This is a genomic window from Pseudoalteromonas sp. 3J6 (assembly GCF_903995135.1).
Classification (GTDB): Bacteria; Pseudomonadota; Gammaproteobacteria; order Enterobacterales; family Alteromonadaceae; genus Pseudoalteromonas.
Map to the genome: position 1 here is coordinate 2350109 of NZ_LR877185.1, position 21544 is coordinate 2371652.

Annotated in this window: 12 protein-coding genes and 1 pseudogene; 9 read left to right on the forward strand and 4 right to left on the reverse strand. The window is 41.7% G+C overall.

Annotation, left to right across the window (positions count from 1 at the left end; all coding sequences use genetic code 11):
* Positions 1-7: 7 nt before the first annotated feature.
* Positions 8-586, reverse strand: coding sequence for a TetR/AcrR family transcriptional regulator (locus P3J6_RS10600; RefSeq protein ID WP_008109773.1), 579 nt, complete (start codon positions 584-586; stop codon positions 8-10).
* A 156-nt stretch (positions 587-742) separates the two neighbouring features.
* On the opposite strand from P3J6_RS10600, the gene P3J6_RS10605 reads away from it, so the two are divergent.
* From P3J6_RS10605 to recD, 7 genes and pseudogenes are all read left to right on the forward strand, one after another.
* Positions 743-1786, forward strand: coding sequence for an alkene reductase (locus P3J6_RS10605; RefSeq protein WP_138609066.1), 1044 nt, complete (start codon positions 743-745; stop codon positions 1784-1786).
* Between the two features lie 196 nt (positions 1787-1982).
* Positions 1983-4255, forward strand: a pseudogene (locus tag P3J6_RS10610) (TonB-dependent receptor domain-containing protein).
* A 58-nt stretch (positions 4256-4313) separates the two neighbouring features.
* A complete protein-coding gene (locus P3J6_RS10615) occupies positions 4314-5444 on the forward strand; it encodes an alkaline phosphatase family protein (RefSeq protein WP_198522975.1) in 1131 nt (376 codons plus the stop codon).
* Positions 5441-6502, forward strand: coding sequence for an alkaline phosphatase D family protein (locus tag P3J6_RS10620; RefSeq protein ID WP_198522976.1), 1062 nt, complete (start codon positions 5441-5443; stop codon positions 6500-6502). Before P3J6_RS10615 ends, P3J6_RS10620 begins: the two co-directional genes overlap by 4 nt.
* Before the next feature lie 166 nt (positions 6503-6668).
* Positions 6669-9968, forward strand: a complete 3300-nt coding sequence (recC, locus tag P3J6_RS10625; RefSeq protein ID WP_198522977.1) for an exodeoxyribonuclease V subunit gamma — start codon at positions 6669-6671, stop codon at positions 9966-9968.
* Positions 9955-13521, forward strand: coding sequence for an exodeoxyribonuclease V subunit beta (gene recB, locus P3J6_RS10630; RefSeq protein ID WP_198522978.1), 3567 nt, complete (start codon positions 9955-9957; stop codon positions 13519-13521). The genes recC and recB overlap by 14 nt, the downstream gene beginning before the upstream one ends.
* On the forward strand, positions 13518-15536 hold the full coding sequence (gene recD / locus P3J6_RS10635) for an exodeoxyribonuclease V subunit alpha (RefSeq protein ID WP_198522979.1): 2019 nt from the start codon (positions 13518-13520) through the stop codon (positions 15534-15536). Before recB ends, recD begins: the two co-directional genes overlap by 4 nt.
* 13 nt (positions 15537-15549) lie before the next feature.
* Here recD and P3J6_RS10640 read toward each other — a convergent pair whose 3' ends face one another.
* Both P3J6_RS10640 and P3J6_RS10645 read right to left on the reverse strand, forming a co-directional pair.
* A complete protein-coding gene (locus P3J6_RS10640; protein WP_138609080.1) occupies positions 15550-16182 on the reverse strand; it encodes a trimeric intracellular cation channel family protein in 633 nt (210 codons plus the stop codon).
* A 132-nt stretch (positions 16183-16314) separates the two neighbouring features.
* Positions 16315-17604, reverse strand: coding sequence for an amidohydrolase (locus tag P3J6_RS10645; RefSeq protein ID WP_138596782.1), 1290 nt, complete (start codon positions 17602-17604; stop codon positions 16315-16317).
* A 327-nt stretch (positions 17605-17931) separates the two neighbouring features.
* Here P3J6_RS10645 and P3J6_RS10650 point away from each other — a divergent pair, with 327 nt between their 5' ends.
* Both P3J6_RS10650 and P3J6_RS10655 read left to right on the forward strand, forming a co-directional pair.
* Positions 17932-18990 carry a hypothetical protein gene (locus P3J6_RS10650; protein ID WP_198522980.1) on the forward strand — a complete coding sequence of 353 codons (1059 nt, stop codon included), beginning with the start codon at positions 17932-17934 and terminating at the stop codon, positions 18988-18990.
* Positions 18991-19458: 468 nt separating this feature from the next.
* Positions 19459-20520, forward strand: coding sequence for a hypothetical protein (locus P3J6_RS10655; protein ID WP_198522981.1), 1062 nt, complete (start codon positions 19459-19461; stop codon positions 20518-20520).
* A 48-nt stretch (positions 20521-20568) separates the two neighbouring features.
* Here the strand turns inward: P3J6_RS10655 and ttcA are convergent, their stop codons facing one another.
* The gene (gene ttcA, locus P3J6_RS10660; protein WP_198522982.1) at positions 20569-21483 is read right to left on the reverse strand and encodes a tRNA 2-thiocytidine(32) synthetase TtcA; all 915 of its coding nucleotides are present in this window, start codon (positions 21481-21483) and stop codon (positions 20569-20571) included.
* Positions 21484-21544: the final 61 nt, after the last annotated feature.

Here is a 21544-nt window from a genome sequence, read left to right on the forward strand (position 1 = left end):
ATTAAGTTTAGCTAATGGCTGCAAGCAGCTCGTCGGCTAGTTGGTTTAGTGCGTCAGGGTCTTGATTTGTTAATGCGTAAGTGCGCAATCCATAAATACCCATAACACAAAATCGTGCTAGTTCTATGGCACTTCGCCCATTGGTAATTTCTTTATTGTCTATCGCTTTTTGTAATTGCTGCGCAAAGGCATGCTCGTACGCCGTTAAATTAGTACGTAATACGTGGCAAATTTGTGGATCGTTACCCTCTACCTCGCTAATGCTTTTTGTAAGCAAGCACACTTTAGTTGCTTCGCCGTCAATACATTCTTGCACAATGATATTAAGGTATTGTTTCAGCGTATCTAAAATACAATTACTGTGCTCAAACAGCGCTGTAAATTGTGTATTGCGATCGGTTTGGTATTGCTCCGTAGCGGCTAAAAAAATGCCTTTTTTATTACCAAATGCCCCATACAAAGAACCCGGATGTAAATGGGTGGCTTGAGTCAGTTTTTGCATACTGGTTTTTGCATAGCCATGAAGCATAAACATGGCCATAGCTTGGCGCAGTACAAACTCTTTATCAAATTCTGCAGTTCTCATAATGACTCTTTTAGTGGAGAGAGTAGTAATGAATAAATTTATTTTTCTTAGGCCTAGGTGGAGTTTACGCAATCTTAAACAAAGTTTCAAAATTATACTTGAATATTCATTCAAGTGACCTTATCTTGAATGTACATTCAACAAAGGATAAATATTATGTCGATTGACTTACTTTCACCTTTTAAATTAAATAACAGCATTGAACTGCAAAACCGCGTACTTATGGCACCATTGACCCGCTGTATGGCAGATGACAATTTAGTGCCCACACAAGCCATGGTTGATTACTACGCTCGTCGTGCTGATGTAGGCTTAATTATTAGTGAAGCCATTATTATCCGTGCTGATGCTCAAGGTTACCCAAACACCCCTGGGCTTTTCACTAGTGAACAAATTCAAGGTTGGAAAAAAGTCACTGACGCAGTACATGCCAATGGCGGAAAAATGTTTGCACAACTATGGCATGTTGGCCGTGTAGCACACCCTCACTTTTTTGGTGGTGATGTTTTGGCGCCATCGGCAATAGGGGTTGAAGGTTCAGTACCGCGTATGCGCGAGCTCACTTATGTTACGCCAAAACCTGTAACTACAGACGACATTAAAGGTTTAGTGGCTGACTACGCTAAGGCCGCAGAAAATGCGATGGAAGCGGGTTTTGACGGCGTAGAAATTCACGGTGCTAATGGTTATTTAATTGATCAATTTTTACATTATGCGGCAAATGAACGTGATGACGAGTACGGGCAAACACCAGAAAACATGTCTCGTTTTGCACTGGAAGTAACCGATGCAGTTATTGATGTTGTAGGCAATGAGCGTACCGCTATGCGTTTAACACCAGGTGCCTACTTTAATATGAGCGAAGATAATCGTGATAAAGCAGTATTTGACTACTTATTACCAGAGCTTGAAAACCGCAAGTTAGCTTATTTACACGGCGGTATTTTTGACGACAGCATGCGTTTTGATTCACTAGAAGGTAAATCAACCTCTGAGTTTTTACGAGCTGGTTATGCAAGTACCTTAGTGGGTGTAGGTAGTTATAGTTTTGAAACTGCCAAAGAAGCGATTAACGACAATAAATTTGATTTAATTGCTATTGGTCGCCCGCTTATAGCTAACCCAGATTACATTAGCAAAATTAAAAACGGCGAAGAAGTCACAGCTTACAGTGATGAAATGCTAGCTGAATTGAAATAGCAGCTAATTTTTTAAAAAATAATATAGCACTCATGGGCAACCGTGAGTGTCTTTTTTTATACATTTATTTGCCATAATTTACTCATAATTGTTTAATCTTGCTGTCAATAAAGTTCCCCCTCGTTGTCATATTTAAAAAATAGACTGTGCCCGCTTTCATAATTACCTTTTATAATTAGAATCAAACGGGACAACAATGTACGCTTTAAAAAATAAATCGATTTTGAGCATGGCTGTGGCCATGGCGGTATCAACTTCAGCTTATGCTAACGATAACGTGATAGAAGAAGTAACCGTTACTGCAAAACCAACCAGTTATGCAAACAACGTTATTGAACCTGCCATGCTTGAGCAACAAAGCTCGGTATCGAGTGTGTTATCGGTAATTGATAACTTGCCAGGTATTAGCATAAACGAAGGCGACGCATTTGGCGGCGACGATTGGTCAACAACTATTACCATGCTGGTTTTAGTATTGACTCAAACCAACAGCAATTAGGTATGACGATAGACGGCATTCCTAATGGCGGCTCTAATTATGGCGGTGGTGCTAAAGCGAATCGTTACCTAGATAGCGAAAATCTTGTCACCGTGGAAGTAGGTCAGGGCACCTCAGATATTAAATCTGCCTCGTTAGAGGCGCTAGGCGGTACTTTTAACTTTGTAAGTAAAGCGCCTAGCTTTGAAAAAAGCACCACTTTTGCATACACCTCAGGCAGCCATGACGCAAGTCGCTATTACGTTAAACACGAAACAGGCACCATTTTTGATAATACTCAAGCGTATGTGAGTTATTCGCAAACCGATACTAGCCGTTGGATTGGCTCGGGCAGCAATGGCGGGAAAGATAACCAACACGCTGAAGCGAAATTTGTCACCACCCTTGATGAGTTAACTATAACAGGGCGTTTATCTTACGATGATGTAAGCGAGACGAATTACAACAGCGTGAGCTTGGCACAATTTGAACAAACTCCAGATTGGGATCAACTAACATGGAACTGGGCAGGCGTTCCGCACTTTGACCAAATGTTTGCAGAAGGTTGGGGCACGCTGCGTGAAAACACTCTAGGGTATTTAAAGTTTGAATACGCGATTTCACCCACCTCATTGTTAACCATTAGCCCTTATTATCATAAAAACTCAGGCCGAGGTGATTGGATCCCTCCTTATTTAACGTCCCCTGTAGATGAAAATGGTAACCCAACCACAGAGGGTGGTACAAACGCAGGCTCTTATGGCTTTACAGATAGTAATGGTAACCCACTTGCTCCCAATGCAGGTTGTACGGCTAGCTTAAACTGGCCGTGGGAGTCAGGCCCTGAGCTTAATCCTGCATGTTACGATGCTGATGCAACGCCAGTTATGTCTTATCGTCATACACATTATAATAAAGACCGTTTAGGGGTAACTGCTAATTATCAAGCAAGCATTGGCATGCACGATATTGAAGCCGGTTTTTGGTATGAGCAAAGCGACCGTGATGAGTCACGAGATTGGCATAAAGTTATAGATGCGCGTATTTATCATCATTTTGATAACACCCCTTATTGGACGCAATATAAAAACACCTTTGAGACCGATACGCTCAAATGGTACGCCCAAGACTCAATGGCATTTGGCGACTTAACCCTTAATCTAGGGGTGAAAAAGTACTTAGTAGACATAGAAAAGTATGACCATTATCAAAATGCGACAACAGCTAAAGTAAACAGTGATTCAGACCTTCTATTTAGTGGCGGCATTTTGTATCAGCTAAATAGTAATACTGAGTTATTTACCAGCTATAGCGAAAACTTTGCCGCCATTAAAGATGGTGTGCTTGAGCGCGACAGCTCTGACTTATCAGCTATTAAGCCAGAAACCGCTGAAAATATTGATCTAGGTGTACGCTATCAAAATAATGCACTTAAGCTAACGGCAACGGCCTATTCAATTGAATTTGATAACCGTATCACCTTTATAGCACCAGGCAGCGACACCGGTGGTATAGACTACACCATAGGCACAAACGGCTCGTACCTAAATGTGGGCGGTATTGAATCGACAGGTTTGGAGCTGTCAGCAAGTTATATGCTTAATAATGAGTGGAATGTATATAGCTCATACACCAATAATAGTTCTGAATACAAAGGCGATGCGCCAGGCTTTGAAGCAGGAGGCAAAGTAATTGATTCAGTAGATGATTTATTTGTGCTTTCAACCGATTATTACAGCGGTGATTTCCGCTTTGGTTTATCGGCTAAATACACTGGCGAGCGTGGCGATGTAGATAGCTATACCGTGGTTGATTTAAATGCAGGCTACGCAGCCGAAGTTAATGCTGGCCCCTTCAAAGCAATTGATATTGCTTTTGTGGTTTACAACATTACTGATGAAAGCTACCTAGCGGGCGGCACAGGCAATGGAAGCACTTACTTTATTGGCGCCCCACGCACAGCAGCCGTGACGTTAACGGCCACGTTTTAAAACGTAATAAACGTAATTAAGCCCATCATTGATGGGCTTTTTATTAAACGAGGTGTGTATGCAAACAATAGTAACAATACTAATAATCGGTTTGGTTTTACTTAACAGTCAGGCGGTTTTGGCAGCACCACAAAATGTGGTGTTGGTAACTTTAGATGGGGTTCGCTGGCAAGAAGTATTTAATGGTGCCGATAGCAAGCTGATTAATAATAAAGAATTTGTTAAGCAACCAGCACATTTAAAGAGCCAATTTTGGCATGAAAACCCGCAACAGCGTCAACAGTTGTTAATGCCATTTTTAACTCAAACCATTGCAAAACAAGGCGTTATTATTGGCGATAGGGCTAAAGGCTCAACTATGTCGGTGAGTAATCCGTGGTATTTTTCATATCCTGGGTATAACGAAATTCTTACTGGTGAAGTGGATGAAAGTATCAACAATAACGACAAGGTATTCAACCCAAATAAAACTATTTTAGAGCGTTTAAATGCCCAGCCTGAATTTAAAAACAGCACCGCGTTATTTGGTAGTTGGAATGTGTTTCCTTTCATTGTAAATACCCAGCGCAGTAAGGTGCAGGTGAATGCGGGGTTTATGCCCGTTGCTGATGATTTATTTGCCGACGCAGCGCTACTTAATGCGCTACAAACAGAGATACCTAGCCCTTGGCACAATGTGCGGCTTGATAGTTTTACCTATCGATTTGCTAAAGCGTATATGCTGGCTAAAAAGCCTAAATTACTGGTTATTAGTTTAGGAGAAACTGACGACTTTGCTCACGATGGGCATTACGACGCCTATTTAAAATCGGCTAAGCAAAGCGATGCATTTATAAAAGATTTGTGGCAAACCATTCAAAGCACAGCAGGTTATAAAAATAATACGACGCTGATCGTTACTACTGATCATGGCCGTGGAAGTCATGCCAGTGATTGGCAGCATCACAGCTCTCGTCGAGCATTGCTAGAGCTTAACCTAGGCGCAGATGTGTTTCCTAACGGCATAGTTGGCTCTGAGCATATTTGGCTGGCAGCTATTGGCCCTGCAATTAAAAATAACGGCTTAATTAAAACTAAAAACGAGCTTAAACAAGCGCAAGTTGCCGCCACCGTTTTAAAAGCACTTGGGCAAAATCCACACATAATTAACCCTAATGTGGCACCGGCTATTAACGAGATTTTAAAATGAAACAGTTACTAAAAACCCTTAAGCATTTTGCACTGTCACTGACTATTGTGATTAGCAGTGGAGCAATGGCTGCGCCGTCTAAAATATTATTTGGCTCTTGCGGACATCAAGATAAAGACATTCCTATATTTAACGCCATTAACAAAGAGCAGAGTGATTTATTTATATTTTTAGGGGATAACATCTACGGCGATACTAACGACATGACTGTGCTTAAAAATAAATACCAACGATTAGGGGCAAAGCCAGGCTTTAAAGCACTACGCGCACAAACACCAATAATAGCTATGTGGGATGATCACGATTATGGTCAAAATGACGCGGGGAAAGAGTATCCGCATAAAGAAGCATCGCGGCAAATCATGCTCGATTTTTGGCAAGAACCGGCAAACTCAAAACGCCGTACCCGTGCTGACGGCATTTATACCTCGTACATGTATGGCGAAGGCGAGCAAACCGTGCAGGTGATCATGCCAGATTTACGCTTTAATCGTGACACACTTAATTCTGTTAGCGAGATTGAGTATTACACCAAGCGTAAAGCAAATAACCAAGGCCCGTACAGTCCAACTGAAGTTAAAGGCGCATCAATGCTAGGGGAAGCACAGTGGCAATGGCTTGAAGCCGAGCTTAAAAAGCCAGCGGCAATAAAGCTAATAGCGTCAAGCTTGCAGTTACTGCCAGATTTTACCGGCTGGGAGTCGTGGGCAAATTTTCCTGAGGATCGAAACCGTTTATTTGCGCTAATTAAAAAACACCAAGTAAATGGTGTGATTATTATTAGTGGCGATACTCACTGGGGCGAGATTTCAAGGTATCAACATAACCTTGATTACCCGCTTATTGAAATGACCAGCTCAGGTCTGACAGAAAAGTGGAAAGACGTTAGCCCTAACCAGCATCGTGTGGGTAATTACACACATAATGTTAACTATGGTGATTTAAGCATAGACTGGCAACAAGTCGACCCTGCTATTTCATTAAAACTTAAAGGCATTGATGGCCAAGTTATTATGCAAAGTGATTTTAGTCTTTCAAGTATTAGCCCTTATAAATAGCATCACCATTTAAATAATAAACGCACTGCGGTTCAAGCTGTGCGTTTAAAAGTTCATCTATTGGCGGGCTAACTTGCTGATTTATTAACGCCAATGCTCCCTTAGCGCTACCGCTTAAATTGAAAATATCTTACACTGGCTTTATCTCAAGTAAGGCTGGTATCGTATGCTCAATATTATTCAATCAAACCGTATGGAAGCCCTGCAAGCGCAGTTTCATCAGCTATTAAAAATAAACCCATTGCAAAGCCCATTTGATAAAGAAGTGGTGTTAGTGCAATCGCCGGGTATGTCGCAGTGGCTTAAAATCGGTTTAAGTGAAAATTTAGGCGTAGCTGCACAGGTAGACTTTCCGCTGCCGTCGAGTTTTATTTGGCAGTTGTATCAGCAATTACTGCCAAATGTGCCTAAAGAGTCGGCCTTTAACAAACCTAACCTTGCTTGGAAATTATTTGCCATTTTACCCCAGTGCATAAATGAGCCGCTGTACTTACCGCTTAAAACCTATTTAAAGGGCGATATTGACGGCCAAAAAACCTTTGCTCTATGTGAAAAAATAGCCGATGTGTACGACCAATATTTGATGTATCGCCCCCATTGGATAGCCAAATGGGATAGTGGCACTGATGAGCTTGATGATGTTGATATAACGATTGCGCCTTGGCAACCCGATTTATGGCGTCGTATCGTCAAATTAAGCAAACAGCTAGGGCAAAGCCAATTTCACCGTGCCAATATGCAAGGGCAGTTACTCAGTGCACTTGAGAGCATGGATAGCGCCTTATTACCAAAACGCATTAGCTTATTTGGCATATCGGCGATTGCCAGCTCGCAGCTTGAAGTGTTTGAAGCTTTGAGTAAAAAAGCTGAAGTGTTTTTGTTCTTTTTTAACCCTAGCGAGCATTACTGGGGCGATATCATTGATGAAAAAACAGCAGCGAAAATAAACGCTAAATACGCAAAAATGCCGCTGCTGGAAGCACAGCAAAAAAAGCACACCAACCCCGATGAGGAATACTATTTTATTGGTAATCCGCTGTTATCGTCGTGGGGTAAACTCGGCCGCGATTATTTTGAGCAACTAGTGCAGCTTGATGCCCGCTGGATTGATGGCTTTATAGATGTATTTGACGACAGCCTACTTGGCCAAGTGCAAAGTGAAATTTACCAACTTGCCTTTAAAGGTGAGTCGCTCACCGACAACAAAGAATGGTTTATTAACGATGAGGGCAAGCTGCCAATTACTGCAAACGATGCAAGTATTACACTAAGTGATTGCCATACACCACTTCGAGAAGTAGAGCGTTTGCACGATTACTTACTTAATTTGTTTAATCAAAACCCAGCGCTTACCCCGAAAGACATCATCGTGATGATGCCCGACGTTGGTGCCTACAGCCCTTATATAGAAGCGGTTTTTGGCGGTGCGCAGGGCAGTCGATTCATACCTTATGCACTAGCTGATTTAGCCATAGAGCAAGAAAAGCCAGTACTGAGTTCGTTTGCTAGTTTAGCTAATTTACCGTTTTCACGCTTTGGCGTGTCGGATATTCTCGATTTATTACAGGTTACCCAAATTGCTGAAAAATTTGGTTTAGAAGCACATGAATATGAGCAAATTCAGTATTGGTTGGAGCGTGTTGGCGTTAAATGGGGCGTAAACGCTGAACATAAAAGTACCTTTGACTTACCCGCAATTGAGCTTAACACTTGGCAGCATGGCTTAAACCGTTTACTACTGGGTATTGCCATGCGCGATGAACAGTGCCCATTTAATGGTATTTACAGTGCCGATGAGGTTGAGGGCATGGCGCTCGATACACTCAATAAGCTGGTACATTTTATTGATGTGCTGCAAGACTTTAAAGCTAAGCTCACCCCCGATGACACACTCACCAATAAAGCCCAAATTTTAAATGAGCTGCTCAATACTATTTATGAGAGCGAAAGTGACGACAGTTGGGATTTATTAGTACTGCAAAAAGTACTCGAAGACATTGGTAAACATCATGATAATGGTGATTACAGTGAGGCCGTGTCGCAGCGCATTGTTAGCTATTTAATTAAACAAGGCATACAAGAAAAAGGTGTCGGCCAACGTTTTTTAGTGGGGCAAGTGAATTTTTGTACGTTAATGCCAATGCGCGCCGTGCCGTTTAAGGTAGTGTGTATGTTAGGCTTGAACGATGCCGATTACCCACGTACCGTGCAGCCTATCGGTTTTGACTTAGTACCTTACTCTAAAAAGCAAAAAGGTGATCGTTCACGAAAACTCGATGACCGTTACCTCTTTTTAGAAGCACTTCTCAGTGCCCGAGATAATTTATATATGAGCTACATTGGCCGATCATGTTTTGACAACCAGCCGCGCATGCCATCAACGCTTGTCAGTGAATTGTTAGAATACATAGGTCGCAGCTTCAAACTTAGCGAACCCAGTGATAAATCCTTGCCAGATTGTCTTATTAGCCAACAACATTTACAACCTTTTAATAGTCAGTATTATCTGCCAGCTAGCGCTGAACAGGCAGGGCTTAACAACCACAGCTATAACCCAATTTGGCTGCCTAGCGAGGCCATTGAGCCAAAAGCAATTACTACGCTTGATGTAACGCCTCCAGAGCTACTTGATCTTGATGTGTTTATTCGCAGTGTGTGCCATGCCCAAGAGAGCTTTTATCAGCAAAGCTTAGGGTTACGTTTGCCGCAATTTAACGACATAGCCAAAGATGAAGAACCGTTTAGCTTAGATGCGCTACGCCGTTATTTTTACCTTGATGAAATACTTGAAGCTAATATTAACGATATCCCACTAAGTACCGAACAAATACTGCAGCGCGGTGAGTTGCCGCAAGCTCATGTTGGTAGCTTAATTTATGAAAGCATGCAACATCGCGTTGATGCGCTTGCAGGGCAAGTAAAACAACAAATAAAAGCGGGTAAAAGCGAACCGATAGAAGTATTACTGTCACTTGAAAACACCACCATTGAAGGCTGGTTAAACCATGTGTATATGCAAAAACAAGTGTTTTATCGCAGTGCCAGTATTAAAGCTAAAGATTTAATTAAAGGCTTTATTTATCACCTTGCTGCACAAAGCATGCAACAAGAGATTGAAACCTTATTGCTGGGTTTAGATAAGCAAATAAGCTTTGCCCCAATGAGTAAAGCCGATGCCGATTTACTGCTTGCAGATTGGTTTGAGCTTTATAAAGCATTACGCAACAAGCCCGTGGCGTTTTTTCCGGTAAGTGGTTATGAATACGTGAAAAGCGGTGGTGATATGGCAAAAGCCAACAGTAAATTTAGTCCACAGTATATTGGCCGAGGCGAGGGGGAAAACCCTTATATTCGTTTAACGGTGCAATCACTTAATGACTGCCAAGACGAATTTATACATTGGAGCGATAAGCTACTCGCTCCATTATTTGAGCACGCCAAGGAGAGTGACTATGCAAGCGCTTAATCCACTCACTATGCCATTATCAGGGCAAAGCTTAATTGAAGCCAGTGCTGGCACAGGTAAAACCTACACGATCACGGGTTTGTATTTGCGCTATTTATTGGGCATGCAAATATCTGGTGAGCTGAATACGCCATTGAGTGTTGAGCAAATTTTGGTAGTCACCTTTACCGATGCCGCCACGCAAGAAATTAAAGACCGTGTTCGTAGCCGTATTATTGCTGCGCGTGATGCATTACTGGGGCAAGTACCTAATGATGAGCTAATTGAGGGTGTAATAGCAGGCGTTGATGACAAGCACCGTGCATTTGACTTACTCGATGCTGCAGCTAAATCAATGGACGAAGCAGCTATTTTTACCATTCATGGTTTTTGTCAGCGAATGTTAAAGCAGCATGCGTTTGAATCCGGTGTGGCATTTAACTTAGAGTTCATTTTAGATGAGCGTGATATTCTGCTTGAAACCATAAAAGACTTTTGGCGCGCGTTTGTATACCCACTCAGTAAAGAAAGAACAGATGCGATTTTAGCGGTATTTGCTGCGCCCGAATCACTATTTAGTCATGTAAGTAGTATTTTAAATAAGGCGAACGCAGAGATAACACCGCAAGTTAGTTTAGATGCGGTATGGCAAGCGCGAGATGAATACTTGGCGCGTGTTCCAGCCTTTAAAAAAGCCTGCCTAGAGCAAGAGTTTATTGGTGCTGTTAAAGCATCCGATTTAAGTGGCTCAAAAACACCTGGGCGAAAGGGGAGTCTTGCTGCACTTGAAGCATTTTGCTTAGGCAATGATGACTTTTTTGAATTTGGTACCAGTAAGTATTCGTTTGAGGTGTGGAGTAGCGAGAACTTAAGTAATACCGCTAATTATAAAAAAAATGGCACATTACTGACGCATCCACTTATTAGCCAATTCGATGCCTTAGCCGCACTTAACAACACCATCAACCAAGGGCTAAAAATTGCGATAGTGCAATATGCGGCGAGCTGGGTAAAAGCGGCCATAGTTAAACGCAAACAAGAACAAAGCGTGATCACCCCTGACGATTTACTGACTAATTTACACAGTGCCTTAAAGAGTGAACAAGGTGATGTGCTCGCACAAAAAATAGCGCAGTTATTTCCGGTGGCAATGATAGATGAGTTTCAGGATACTGACCCGATTCAGTACGGGATTTTTAGTAAAATTTATGCTCAAAGCAATACCACTTTAGCTATGATAGGCGATCCCAAACAAGCAATTTATGGGTTTAGGGGCGCAGATATATTTACCTACATTGGCGCAAAAGAAGCGGTAGATGAGCCACAACAATTTACATTGGGCACTAACTTTCGCTCAAGCAGTGATATTGTAAGTAGCGTAAATAGCTTATTTAGCAAATACGAAAACAGCTTTATTTATAACGACGCCATTCCATTTAATAAAGTGAAAGCGAAAGGAAAAAAAGCAGATGAGTCGTTTTTAATTGACGGTAAACCTGCCACCGCGTTTGAGTTTAATGTGTTTGTAGATGAAGCCGGCGATGAAAAAAATAAGCCGACCAGTAAAGGCGTAGGGCAAGCTCATTTAGCCACCCATTTTACCAATAAAATTGTTACTTTACTTGAGCAGGCAAACCAAGGAATAGCCTGTATTGGCAGTACGCCGGTAAGCGCTGCTGATATTTGTATTTTGGTGCGCGACCGCGTTGAAGCACAAATAATGAAGCAAGCGCTGAGTAAAGCTAATATTGCCAGTGTGTATTTGTCGCGCGACAGTGTATTTAGCCAAGAGTTAAGTCATCACTTGCTCAATTTTTTAACGGCTTTGCATGGTCAGTACGATGAGGCGTTACTACGCGGTGTATTAGCTGGCCCGTTATTTTGTTTAAGCTATAACGATATTTTTGCTCTAGCCGATGATGAAAATAGCTGGCAAGAACACCTAAACTTTTTTGCTCAACTTAGCCATATTTGGCATAAGCAAGGGGCAATGGCAATGCTCGAACGCTTACTGAGTCACAATCAGCTCAGTGCCAAGTGGCAAGGCTTGGGCTATAACGTAGAGCGGTGGCTTACCGACTTTAGACATCTTGGCGAAATACTGCAGCAAAAACAAATAGAGCTTGAAGGGACACTTCGTTTATTACGTTGGTTTGCGCAAAAGGTGAGCCAGCAAGATGGCGAAACAGTGCAAGTTCGCTTAGAAAGTGATGCGAACTTAGTTAAAATTGTGACTATGCACGCTTCTAAAGGGCTTGAATACCCATTGGTATTTATGCCATTTGCCAGTGGTTATCGTGAAACTAAAGACGCGCTTTATCATCAAAATGGCAAGTTGATTTACGATTTAAGTAAAGACGAAGACGCCTTGCAAAAAGCCGAACAAGAACGTTTAGCAGAAGACTTACGTTTGCTTTATGTGGCACTGACCCGAGCAGTGCATTTTTGTTCGCTGGGCGTGTATAACATTTCTCAAGGGCAAAGTAGCCGTTTAGCAATTCAAAGTAGTGCGCTGGGGCATGTGTTATTCTCAGGATTAGAGATAAGCAGTAGCCAAGTATGGCGCACCCATTTAAGTGAATTTTGTGAGGCTAATCATGCTATGCAATACCAGCAATTTACCTCAGGCGAATTACATGAGCAGGGCATACTTCGGTTAAAAAATAGTGACACTAAACAGCACGATTTACTTATTAATACAGTAACGGCGCAGATTGAACGTGACTGGCGAGCAACTAGCTTTAGTGCCTTGAGCTTTAAAAAGCATGCTGATCAACTTGCTCCAGGGCGCAGCGATGAAGATCATCAAAAAGATGAGTTTGCCGTGCAGCAAGATGAACTTCCTTCACCGTATAGCTTTCCTAAGGGTGCAAAACCAGGGAGTTGTTTGCACGAAATATTTGAGCAGCTTGATTTTACCAGTCCGGTAAATCATCCCACGAATGCCGAGCAAAACTTAACGGCTGTGATTGAACGTGCTTTTGAAAAGTACCATATCGATGAGCAATGGCAGCAAATTACCGAGCAATGGGTACTCGATGCACTTAATTGCCCGTTAAACAGCAAGAATAATTTAAGTTTGAGCCAATTAGCGCCAAGTGACTGTTTAGTAGAAATGGAGTTTAATTTACCGCTTAGCAGCCTCAGTGCCCCTAAGCTTAATGAAGTGTTAATTAAACATTTTGGTTTTAACCAAAGTAAACTTGAGTTTGCCCATGTTAAAGGGTTACTAAAAGGCTTTATTGATTTAATTTTTTGCTACCAAGGCAAGTATTATATTTTAGATTATAAATCGAATTATTTGGGCAGTACCGCTGCCGATTATGTGTCTGAGCAGCTAGAGCAAGCAATGACCAGTCACCAATATCATTTACAGTATTTAATTTATACCGTAGCGCTGCATCGCTTGCTTAAACAGCGAATTCCCGATTATTCAATAGAGGCGCATTTAGGCGGTGTTTATTATACTTTTTTACGCGGTATGCCAGCAGGTGAGGGAGTGTACTTTAAACAGCTAAGTGCAGATCAAGTCGTTATTTTAGATGGCTTGTTTAGCCAAGGAGCCATGCTATGAGTGATTTAAATCAACAACCGGGTTTGTTTGATGACTTAGATGATGCCCCTATAGACGAACCTGTGCTCACAACAGCACAGCCAACGATGCAGGGCAGCGACAGTATTAAAGTCGTGCCGTTGCTAACGTATTTAACGGACGAACATAGAGTGCGTGTGGTTGATGTAAAACTGGCTGAATTACTCAGTGGCACAAACGCACAGCAAGGGTATGACGACCTCTTTTATATAATTTTAATGCTGTGTTTATCGCAACAAAGCCAGCATAGCTGTTTAACCCTAACAGAGGTTGATTGGACTAATCCGTTTAATTTACGTCAAAGCGACTTTACTAAACTAGAAGGCACGCAGCCTGACACTCTCAGCCCATTTAGTAATGACTTTACGACTGAGGCAGCAATACGTTATTTACTCTCACATCACAGTGTTGGGGAGCAAAAGCCGCTGCAATTGTTTAATCAACGATTATATTTTTCTCGTTTAGCAGGCTATGAACAAACCCTTGCCCAACGATTACTGACAATGAGCGAACGACAACTTAACATTGATGATGCAGTACTTGCTCAGTTATTAACCCGCTACTTTCCTGATGATCCGAGTATTGACATTGATTGGCAAAAAGTAGCGTGTGCGATTGCCGCCACAAAAGGGTTTAGTGTGATCACGGGCGGGCCTGGCACCGGTAAAACCACCACGGTAACAAAGCTGTTAGCGATTTTACAATCGTTATATAAAGCGGCGCCATTGAGCATAAAATTAGTAGCACCCACAGGTAAAGCAGCGGCACGGCTAACAGAGTCAATTTTAGGGGCTAAAAATAAGCTTAGTGAAATACCGGCTGATATTAACGCGTTGATCCCGCAAAGTGCGCAAACCATTCATCGTCTGTTGGGAGTTAAGCCATTTACCAATAAATTCCGACACGATAAAAGCAATCCGTTGCATGTTGATGTATTGATTATTGATGAGGCCAGCATGGTCGACTTATCACTTATGGCTAAACTAATTGAGGCCTTGCCAGATCATGCTCGATTGATTTTACTTGGCGATAAAGACCAACTTGCTTCGGTTGATACTGGCAGTGTAATGAGTGATTTATGCCAAGGGTTAGTGCTTGGACAAACACCGCGTTATTCAAAAGTACGCTGTGAGCAATTGAACACGCTGTGCTTTAATGGCGCTGTTAAACTAAATGCGCAAAGTCAAAGTGAGTTTAAACTTGCTGACTGCATTGCCTTTTTACAACATAGCTATCGGTTTGATGCAAAAAGTGGCATAGGTCAATTGGCGCTGGCTGTAAATACCAACAACCGAGGAATATTAAATTACGTTGAACAACAAAGCAGCGAAGGGCATTTTAGCGATATTATTTTAGACTATGATTTTGTTTCCACACCGATTGAAAAGTTAGTAAATAGTGCCGCAAGTCATTATGCTAATTACCTAACCCTGATAGCGCAAGGTGCCAGTGTTGCGAAAGTGCATGCAGCTTTTGCCAGTTATCAGTTACTTGCTGCGGTACGTGAAGGCGATTATGGTGTTAATAGTTTAAACCAGCGTATTGAACGGGTATTACAGCAGCAAGGTTTAATTAGCGTTAATCCTAATCAGCGGCATTATATAGGGATGCCGATAATGGTTAGTCAAAACGACTACCAGCTAAAATTATTTAACGGTGATATAGGGATTTTAATGCCCGATGATAGCGGCCAACTCAAGGCACTGTTTATTGATGAGCAAGGGAATGAACGGGCATTTTCACCCGCACGGCTTCCGGTGCACGATAAAGTGTATGTAATGACCATTCATAAATCGCAAGGCTCAGAGTTTAGTTATACCGCGATGGTGTTACCACCGCTCAAGCAGGCGAGTATCGGTATTAATAGGCAATTAGTGTACACGGGAATTACCCGCGCAAAACAGACCTTTGAGCTGGTGGCAGATAAAAAAGTGCTGCAATTGGCCATGGGTAAAAGTGTATCACGGGCGTCAGGCTTGTATGAGCGATTAGTGTAAAGCCATACTTATACTAATCTCTTATTTTTGGGGTTCGTTTTCTAAATAGGTTGGGTTGCCAGCCAAAATGCAGTGCGCCCAATCTTAGAAAGACGGTTACCAATAATGAACCTATAATGCACCATAAATAAGGAGCTTCTAATAAAAATAGTGTGGCATAGGTTAAGCCTCCTGCAAAGCACGCGGTGGAGTATAGCTCTTCGCGCATCACCAGCGGTACTTCTCTACAGATCACATCACGTATTAAGCCGCCAAATATACCCGTCGTCATTCCCATTGTAAGCGCAACCACCATGGTTGTACCTTCAATTAATGCTTTTTCAATGCCGACCACATTAAAAATAGCCATACCGATGGCATCAACCAGTAACATGTAATAGTTAGACAGGTCGGGCAAGTGGCGAATAAACATAACGGTGACAAAAATAGCGCCATAGGTGGCATATAAATAATCGGGGTTGGCTATCCAAAATACAGGTTGATTAAGAAGAATATCTCTGAGCGTGCCACCGCCTAACGCGGTGACTGAGCCAACAACGACAACACCAAATCCACCAATATCTTTGTCGTGGCCTAATAATGCACCTGAAATTGCAAAGAATGCCACGCCAATAAGGCTTAAAAAATTAAAATACTCTGCCGTCATTGAGGTGTCCTTACCAAGTTAAGGATTTATATTAGATATTAAAGATAAGCGATTGGGGATTTATATTAGCTGAATAACACTCTCTATAACATAAGCACAGGTTATTAGCCCTGTGCTTGTTATACTGGGTTGTTATTGTAAGTAGTCAACGACCAGTTGAGATAATGATTCTACGCCAAGTTGTAATGCGCTTTCGTCAACATAAAACTGAGGTGAATGATTACTTGGCGCTGTTTTAGCGTTTTGATCTTTTGGAGTGACGCCTAAAAAGTAAAACAGCCCAGGGGTTTCTAGCGCATAATAACTAAAGTCTTCTGCACCGGTAATCAAATCTGTGGTAATAATGTTGTCAGCGCCAGCAATACGGGCAAGCGTAGGGGTCATTTTTTGAGTCAGTGCAACATTATTTACTGTTACAGGGTAACCATGATCTATATGCACATCAGCTTTAGCCCCCGCGGATTCGGCAACCAGTTCAGCGGTTTTAGCTAAACGTTTTTTAATATCGGCACGCATCGTTTGATCAAAGGTTCTAATTGTACCAATAAGCTCTACATTATCGGGGATAATATTTGAGCGTATGCCGCCGTTAATCGCGCCAAACGAAATCACAGAAGGCGCTTTAGTTACATCTACCTGGCGAGAGGCAATTGTTTGAGTTGCCATTATAATTTGTGATGAAGCAACAATGGGATCTACGCCATTCCAAGGGCGCGAGCCATGAGTTTGACGACCCGTTACGTTAATTGTGAAAGAGTCTTCACTGGCCATTAGAGGCCCTTCTCTAAAGCCAATTTGACCAGTATTAAGTGAGCTGGTGACATGCAAGCCAAACACCGCTTCAGGTTTTTGTTTAAATAAACCTTCTTTTAGCATTAGCTCTGCGCCTCCTTCTTCTCCTTCGGGGGCACCTTCTTCAGCCGGTTGAAATACAAACAGTACGTCACCCGCTAACTGATCTTTAATTTTTACCAGTGACTCTGCTACGGCCATTAGAATAGCAACATGAGTGTCGTGCCCGCAGGCATGCATAACGCCTACTTCATTACCACGATAGGTTGAGGTTTGTTTAGAGGCAAAGGGTAAATCAACTTGTTCGGTAACGGGTAAAGCATCCATATCGGCACGAAGGGCGATTAAAGGGCCTTTTTTACCACCGCTTAATTTAGCCACAACACCGGTATGCGCAACATCGGTTTGTACTTCAAGACCCAAAGATTTTAAATGGTTAGTAATGTACTTAGCGGTTTCAAATTCGCGATTACTCAGCTCTGGATATTGATGCAAATGGCGACGCCATGTAATGACTTTTTCACTCACACTTTGTGTTGCTTGTTCAAGTTGGGTGTTAATACTACTAGCAAAACTAGGCGCTGAAATTGCAGTAAATAAAACACTGCCAAAAATTATTTTTTTTATCATTTTAATTCCTTGATTTTCATCGTGTGTAATTAACTTACGCTATTACATCAATAAAAAGTAGTGTTGTTTAATAGTTAACCACAGTTAAAAGAAAGTTTATTGATACTGCTTAAGAAGGGGATAAAGCTATTTTGTTTAACACAATAGTTTGGCGTTTTTGTCGTATTTTAACGCAAATATTTAGCTTTAACGGTGAAAATGATAACAAAATGTTGCATTTTTTAAATTTGTTCCCAATACTGGTCAATGCACTGCTTTTACCATGCACTGACAACAGCGTGTAACAAGCTAAGCATAATAAAAATATTCAATCAGTTAAGGATTAATATGAACAACACACACATTTTTAAACGCGCGACTTTATTTGCAGCAGCAATAGGGCTCTTAATGAGTTTTTCTGCGATGAGTAAAGAGTATAAAGTAGTTTTAATTCATGGTTTGCAAGTATCCCAACTTATCAATAAAGCAGGTAGTGATGTAGTAAACGATGGCCAAAGTTATTGGCAGTCTTATTGGGTAAACCGTGCCGACGTGCGCATTGACTGGCCTGCGTATGAACGAATAGAAGGAAAAATTACTACAGATTGGGTATGGCCCAAGCTGCAACAGATCTCTCGCTCAAATTTATGCGAGCCAGGCTGCGTGTTTGTAACCCACTCTACCGGTGACTTAGTTGCCCGATATATTATAGATAACCAAGAAAACTGGCTAGAAAACGCGGGTTTAAAACCGCTTAATATTATTGCTACCTTTGATTTAGCAGGTGCTGGTGGCGGCAGTGAATTAGCCGATTTAGCCGTGAGTGCGTTAACCGGTGCATCATGGAATTTTGCTGTAGATGCTGCATTAACTTGGTGGCTAGGCAGTGAAGTTAATGAGGCGGTTGGTGTATTGCATGATTTAAAAGTTAACAATGCACGTAGAATTGCGCCATTACCTGATGCGCGCACTCCGCGTTTACGTTTTGTGGCCGATGGTAATGCTTACTTAGGTTTAACGGCTGGCTTTTTACGTGGTAACGATGATTCGGTAGTCGCTACTCACTCATCATGTGGCGCAAGCTCGGTAAGCTCATTTGGTAGTTGTAGTACCAATATTGACACCAATGGGCGTTTAACTTCACAAGGTGATGCTGTTAGTAGCTTCATGCCATACCATTATCCATTAATGATGACTAACAGTTACAGCCATAACGAAATTCAACAAGCGCAGCACCAAGGCAATGTAACGGTGGCAATGAATAATATTAGCGTGGCTGGCGATACATTAGGGTATGAAACTGTCGATGAAACTACCGGTAGTTGGTTTTGGAAAAAACAATACCGTTATGTAAAAGACTCTGATAATTTGAGTGCTTCAACGCTCATCTATAATGTGATCCCATAAAGGTGATTGTGCGTGCGGCTTTATATGCTGCACGCTTTTGATACCAATTCGCTTTATGCAGTTATTTATTTTTAGCCAAAAAAGCTTAATGCAAATAGTATCAGGTTTACGTTCTAAAAGTGATTAACTGCTAGGGTCTGTTGACCTTTGCGGATTACAATTTGTTCAAACTAGGGGTGGTTTAATCGCGGCGCGAGGTTTGTAACCTAGTGGGCTCGATAACTGCTCCTGCGTTATTCTACTGGCTTACATCCATGTAAGAATAGGTAAAAACCGAGAAACAAAGAGTAAATCGCCCCTAGGCAGAACCCGAAGGGCTGCGCCTGTTTGGTATTGATGCTGCGTTATCGCCTATTTATGGGGAATAACCACACCACATAGGCTCTGCCTTGCCTAAATACCAAACAGACTGCTGCAAATTTAACCTTTAAAGGTCAACAGACCCTAGTATTTATAGGATAAATAACAATGAAAAAATCCTACGTTATTGTTTTAGTAATAATAGTTACCGGCTTGATGTGGTTTTTAGGTAAAGGCAATGCTAGTTATTCAGCTTCGCAAACAACAGCTAAAGAGCATAAAAAAACACCTGAATTTGTAGCTATGCCAGCAAAACCTAAGGTACTAGATGTTAAACCGAGCATAAAAAACATGCCTAAAGAGCAGCATGAGTTTAATGAAGATATAGCAAAAGCAGCATCGGCAGTCGCGCAGCAATATCAGCAAAGCTTAGCATTTCCACCTTATTCGCAACCTTTAACGGTATATGATGAAGACCGGCTTAAGCCAAATCAGTTTTTTCCGGTTACTAGCCCTGTAGGAGAGCAAGGGGGGGAGTTAACCTTAAGTTTATCTCAATATCGCTATGTCTATCCGCAAGCAATTGAATTAACCATAAGCGCACAAAATTTAGGTAAAGCACAGGTAACACTCAGTGATACGGATACCAAACAGCCGTTAAAAACACATAGCGGTGTTGCTCGTGACAATAAGCTAGCAATTACGTTTAAAGGTGAGGAAGACTATCCTCGTAATTTACAATTATTAGTTGAGGCCGACATTGCAGGTAAAATGGTCCCTGTGGTGGCACAAATACAATATATGCCGCCTAGTGCAACCCTAACTAGCTTTGATAGCGCGTATCCACGTAATGATAATATGATAGTGCCTGCTAATTTAACGGTTATAAAAAGTGGCTTATATCGCTTAAGAGCTAACTTATACAGTGGTAGTTCGCCATTAGCGCATTTAGTTGCTAAAGCACGTTTAAATGAGGGCAGCGAAAAAATTGATTTTAAAGCGCATTGGTCTGTTTTGCCTAAGCAAACAAATGGCTTACGACTGAGCGACTTTGTTATTGAGCGTATGTCGCCAAGCCCAGGTGAGCGTAACAGCTTTGGGCAAAGTAAAGTGAGTGAGTTTACTATTGAAGATTTTGCTTACGATAGCTTACAGCAGCTGCCTTATCAGGCGAATAAACAAGAATTGCAGAGTTTAGAGTTTTTACAAGGATTAACTGCCGGTAAGTAGCAGTATAGAGCAGAGTGTAGGGTTTGCATTACTGCAAACCCTTAAAAGTTAGCTTAAATTTATGGTAACCACGTCGGCTTGGTCTGTTTCATCTTGTTCAGGATTAACCGGCGCTTTTGGAATATCTGGTTTATCTAACGCGATATCGCCACCATCAATAACGTCACCGGTTTGCAGATTAGCAAAATCAAACAATTGGTTATCAGCTAAATGCGAAGGCACAACATTTTGCATGGCAGTAAAAATACTTTCTATACGCCCTGGGTGCTCTTTATTCCATTGTTCTAGCATGTTCTTGGTGTGCTTACGTTGTAAGTTTTCTTGTGAGCCACATAAGTTACACGGAATAATAGGGTAGCCTTGATTAAATGCGTATTGACTAATATCGGCTTCTTTACAATAAGCTAATGGGCGAATAACCATGTGTTCACCATTATCGCTCATTAGTTTAGCCGGCATACTTTTAAGTTTGCCGCCATAGAACATATTTAAAAATAAGGTTTCAATCATGTCATCGCGGTGATGACCCAATGCGATTTTAGTAGCGCCTAGCTCTTTAGCTGTACGATATAAAATACCACGGCGTAGACGAGAGCAAAGTGAGCAGGTTGTTTTACCTTCAGGAATAATATCGGTAACAATACTGTAGGTATCTTCTTCGACAATTTTGTATTCAATATTTAAATTATCAAGGTATTCAGGCAGTACATGCTCAGGGAAACCTGGTTGTTTTTGGTCAAGGTTAACCGCAAAAAGATCAAACTTGATAGGGGCAACACGCTGTAAATGTTGCAGCATATCGAGCATAGTGTAACTGTCTTTTCCGCCAGATAAGCACACCATGATACGATCACCTTCTTCTATCATGTTAAAATCCATGACAGCTTGACCTGTGAGGCGACGTAAACGCTTTTGAAGCTTATTTAAGTTGTGTTGAGCTTTGGCTTGAGCAGAATGAGACACTACGCCCCCTTATAAACAGTACGGCAAAATTAATTGCTAAAAATAAAGGGGCGTATTATAT

What these genes read in the sequence shown, in the direction of transcription:
- P3J6_RS10600 (WP_008109773.1), bottom strand. Translation starts at nt 586, where the DNA reads ATGAGAACTGCAGAATTTGATAAAGAGTTTGTACTGCGCCAAGCTATG.
- P3J6_RS10605 (WP_138609066.1), top strand. Translation starts at nt 743, where the DNA reads ATGTCGATTGACTTACTTTCACCTTTTAAATTAAATAACAGCATTGAA.
- P3J6_RS10615 (WP_198522975.1), top strand. Translation starts at nt 4,314, where the DNA reads ATGCAAACAATAGTAACAATACTAATAATCGGTTTGGTTTTACTTAAC.
- P3J6_RS10620 (WP_198522976.1), top strand. Translation starts at nt 5,441, where the DNA reads ATGAAACAGTTACTAAAAACCCTTAAGCATTTTGCACTGTCACTGACT.
- recC (WP_198522977.1), top strand. Translation starts at nt 6,669, where the DNA reads ATGCTCAATATTATTCAATCAAACCGTATGGAAGCCCTGCAAGCGCAG.
- recB (WP_198522978.1), top strand. Translation starts at nt 9,955, where the DNA reads ATGCAAGCGCTTAATCCACTCACTATGCCATTATCAGGGCAAAGCTTA.
- recD (WP_198522979.1), top strand. Translation starts at nt 13,518, where the DNA reads ATGAGTGATTTAAATCAACAACCGGGTTTGTTTGATGACTTAGATGAT.
- P3J6_RS10640 (WP_138609080.1), bottom strand. Translation starts at nt 16,182, where the DNA reads ATGACGGCAGAGTATTTTAATTTTTTAAGCCTTATTGGCGTGGCATTC.
- P3J6_RS10645 (WP_138596782.1), bottom strand. Translation starts at nt 17,604, where the DNA reads ATGATAAAAAAAATAATTTTTGGCAGTGTTTTATTTACTGCAATTTCA.
- P3J6_RS10650 (WP_198522980.1), top strand. Translation starts at nt 17,932, where the DNA reads ATGAACAACACACACATTTTTAAACGCGCGACTTTATTTGCAGCAGCA.
- P3J6_RS10655 (WP_198522981.1), top strand. Translation starts at nt 19,459, where the DNA reads ATGAAAAAATCCTACGTTATTGTTTTAGTAATAATAGTTACCGGCTTG.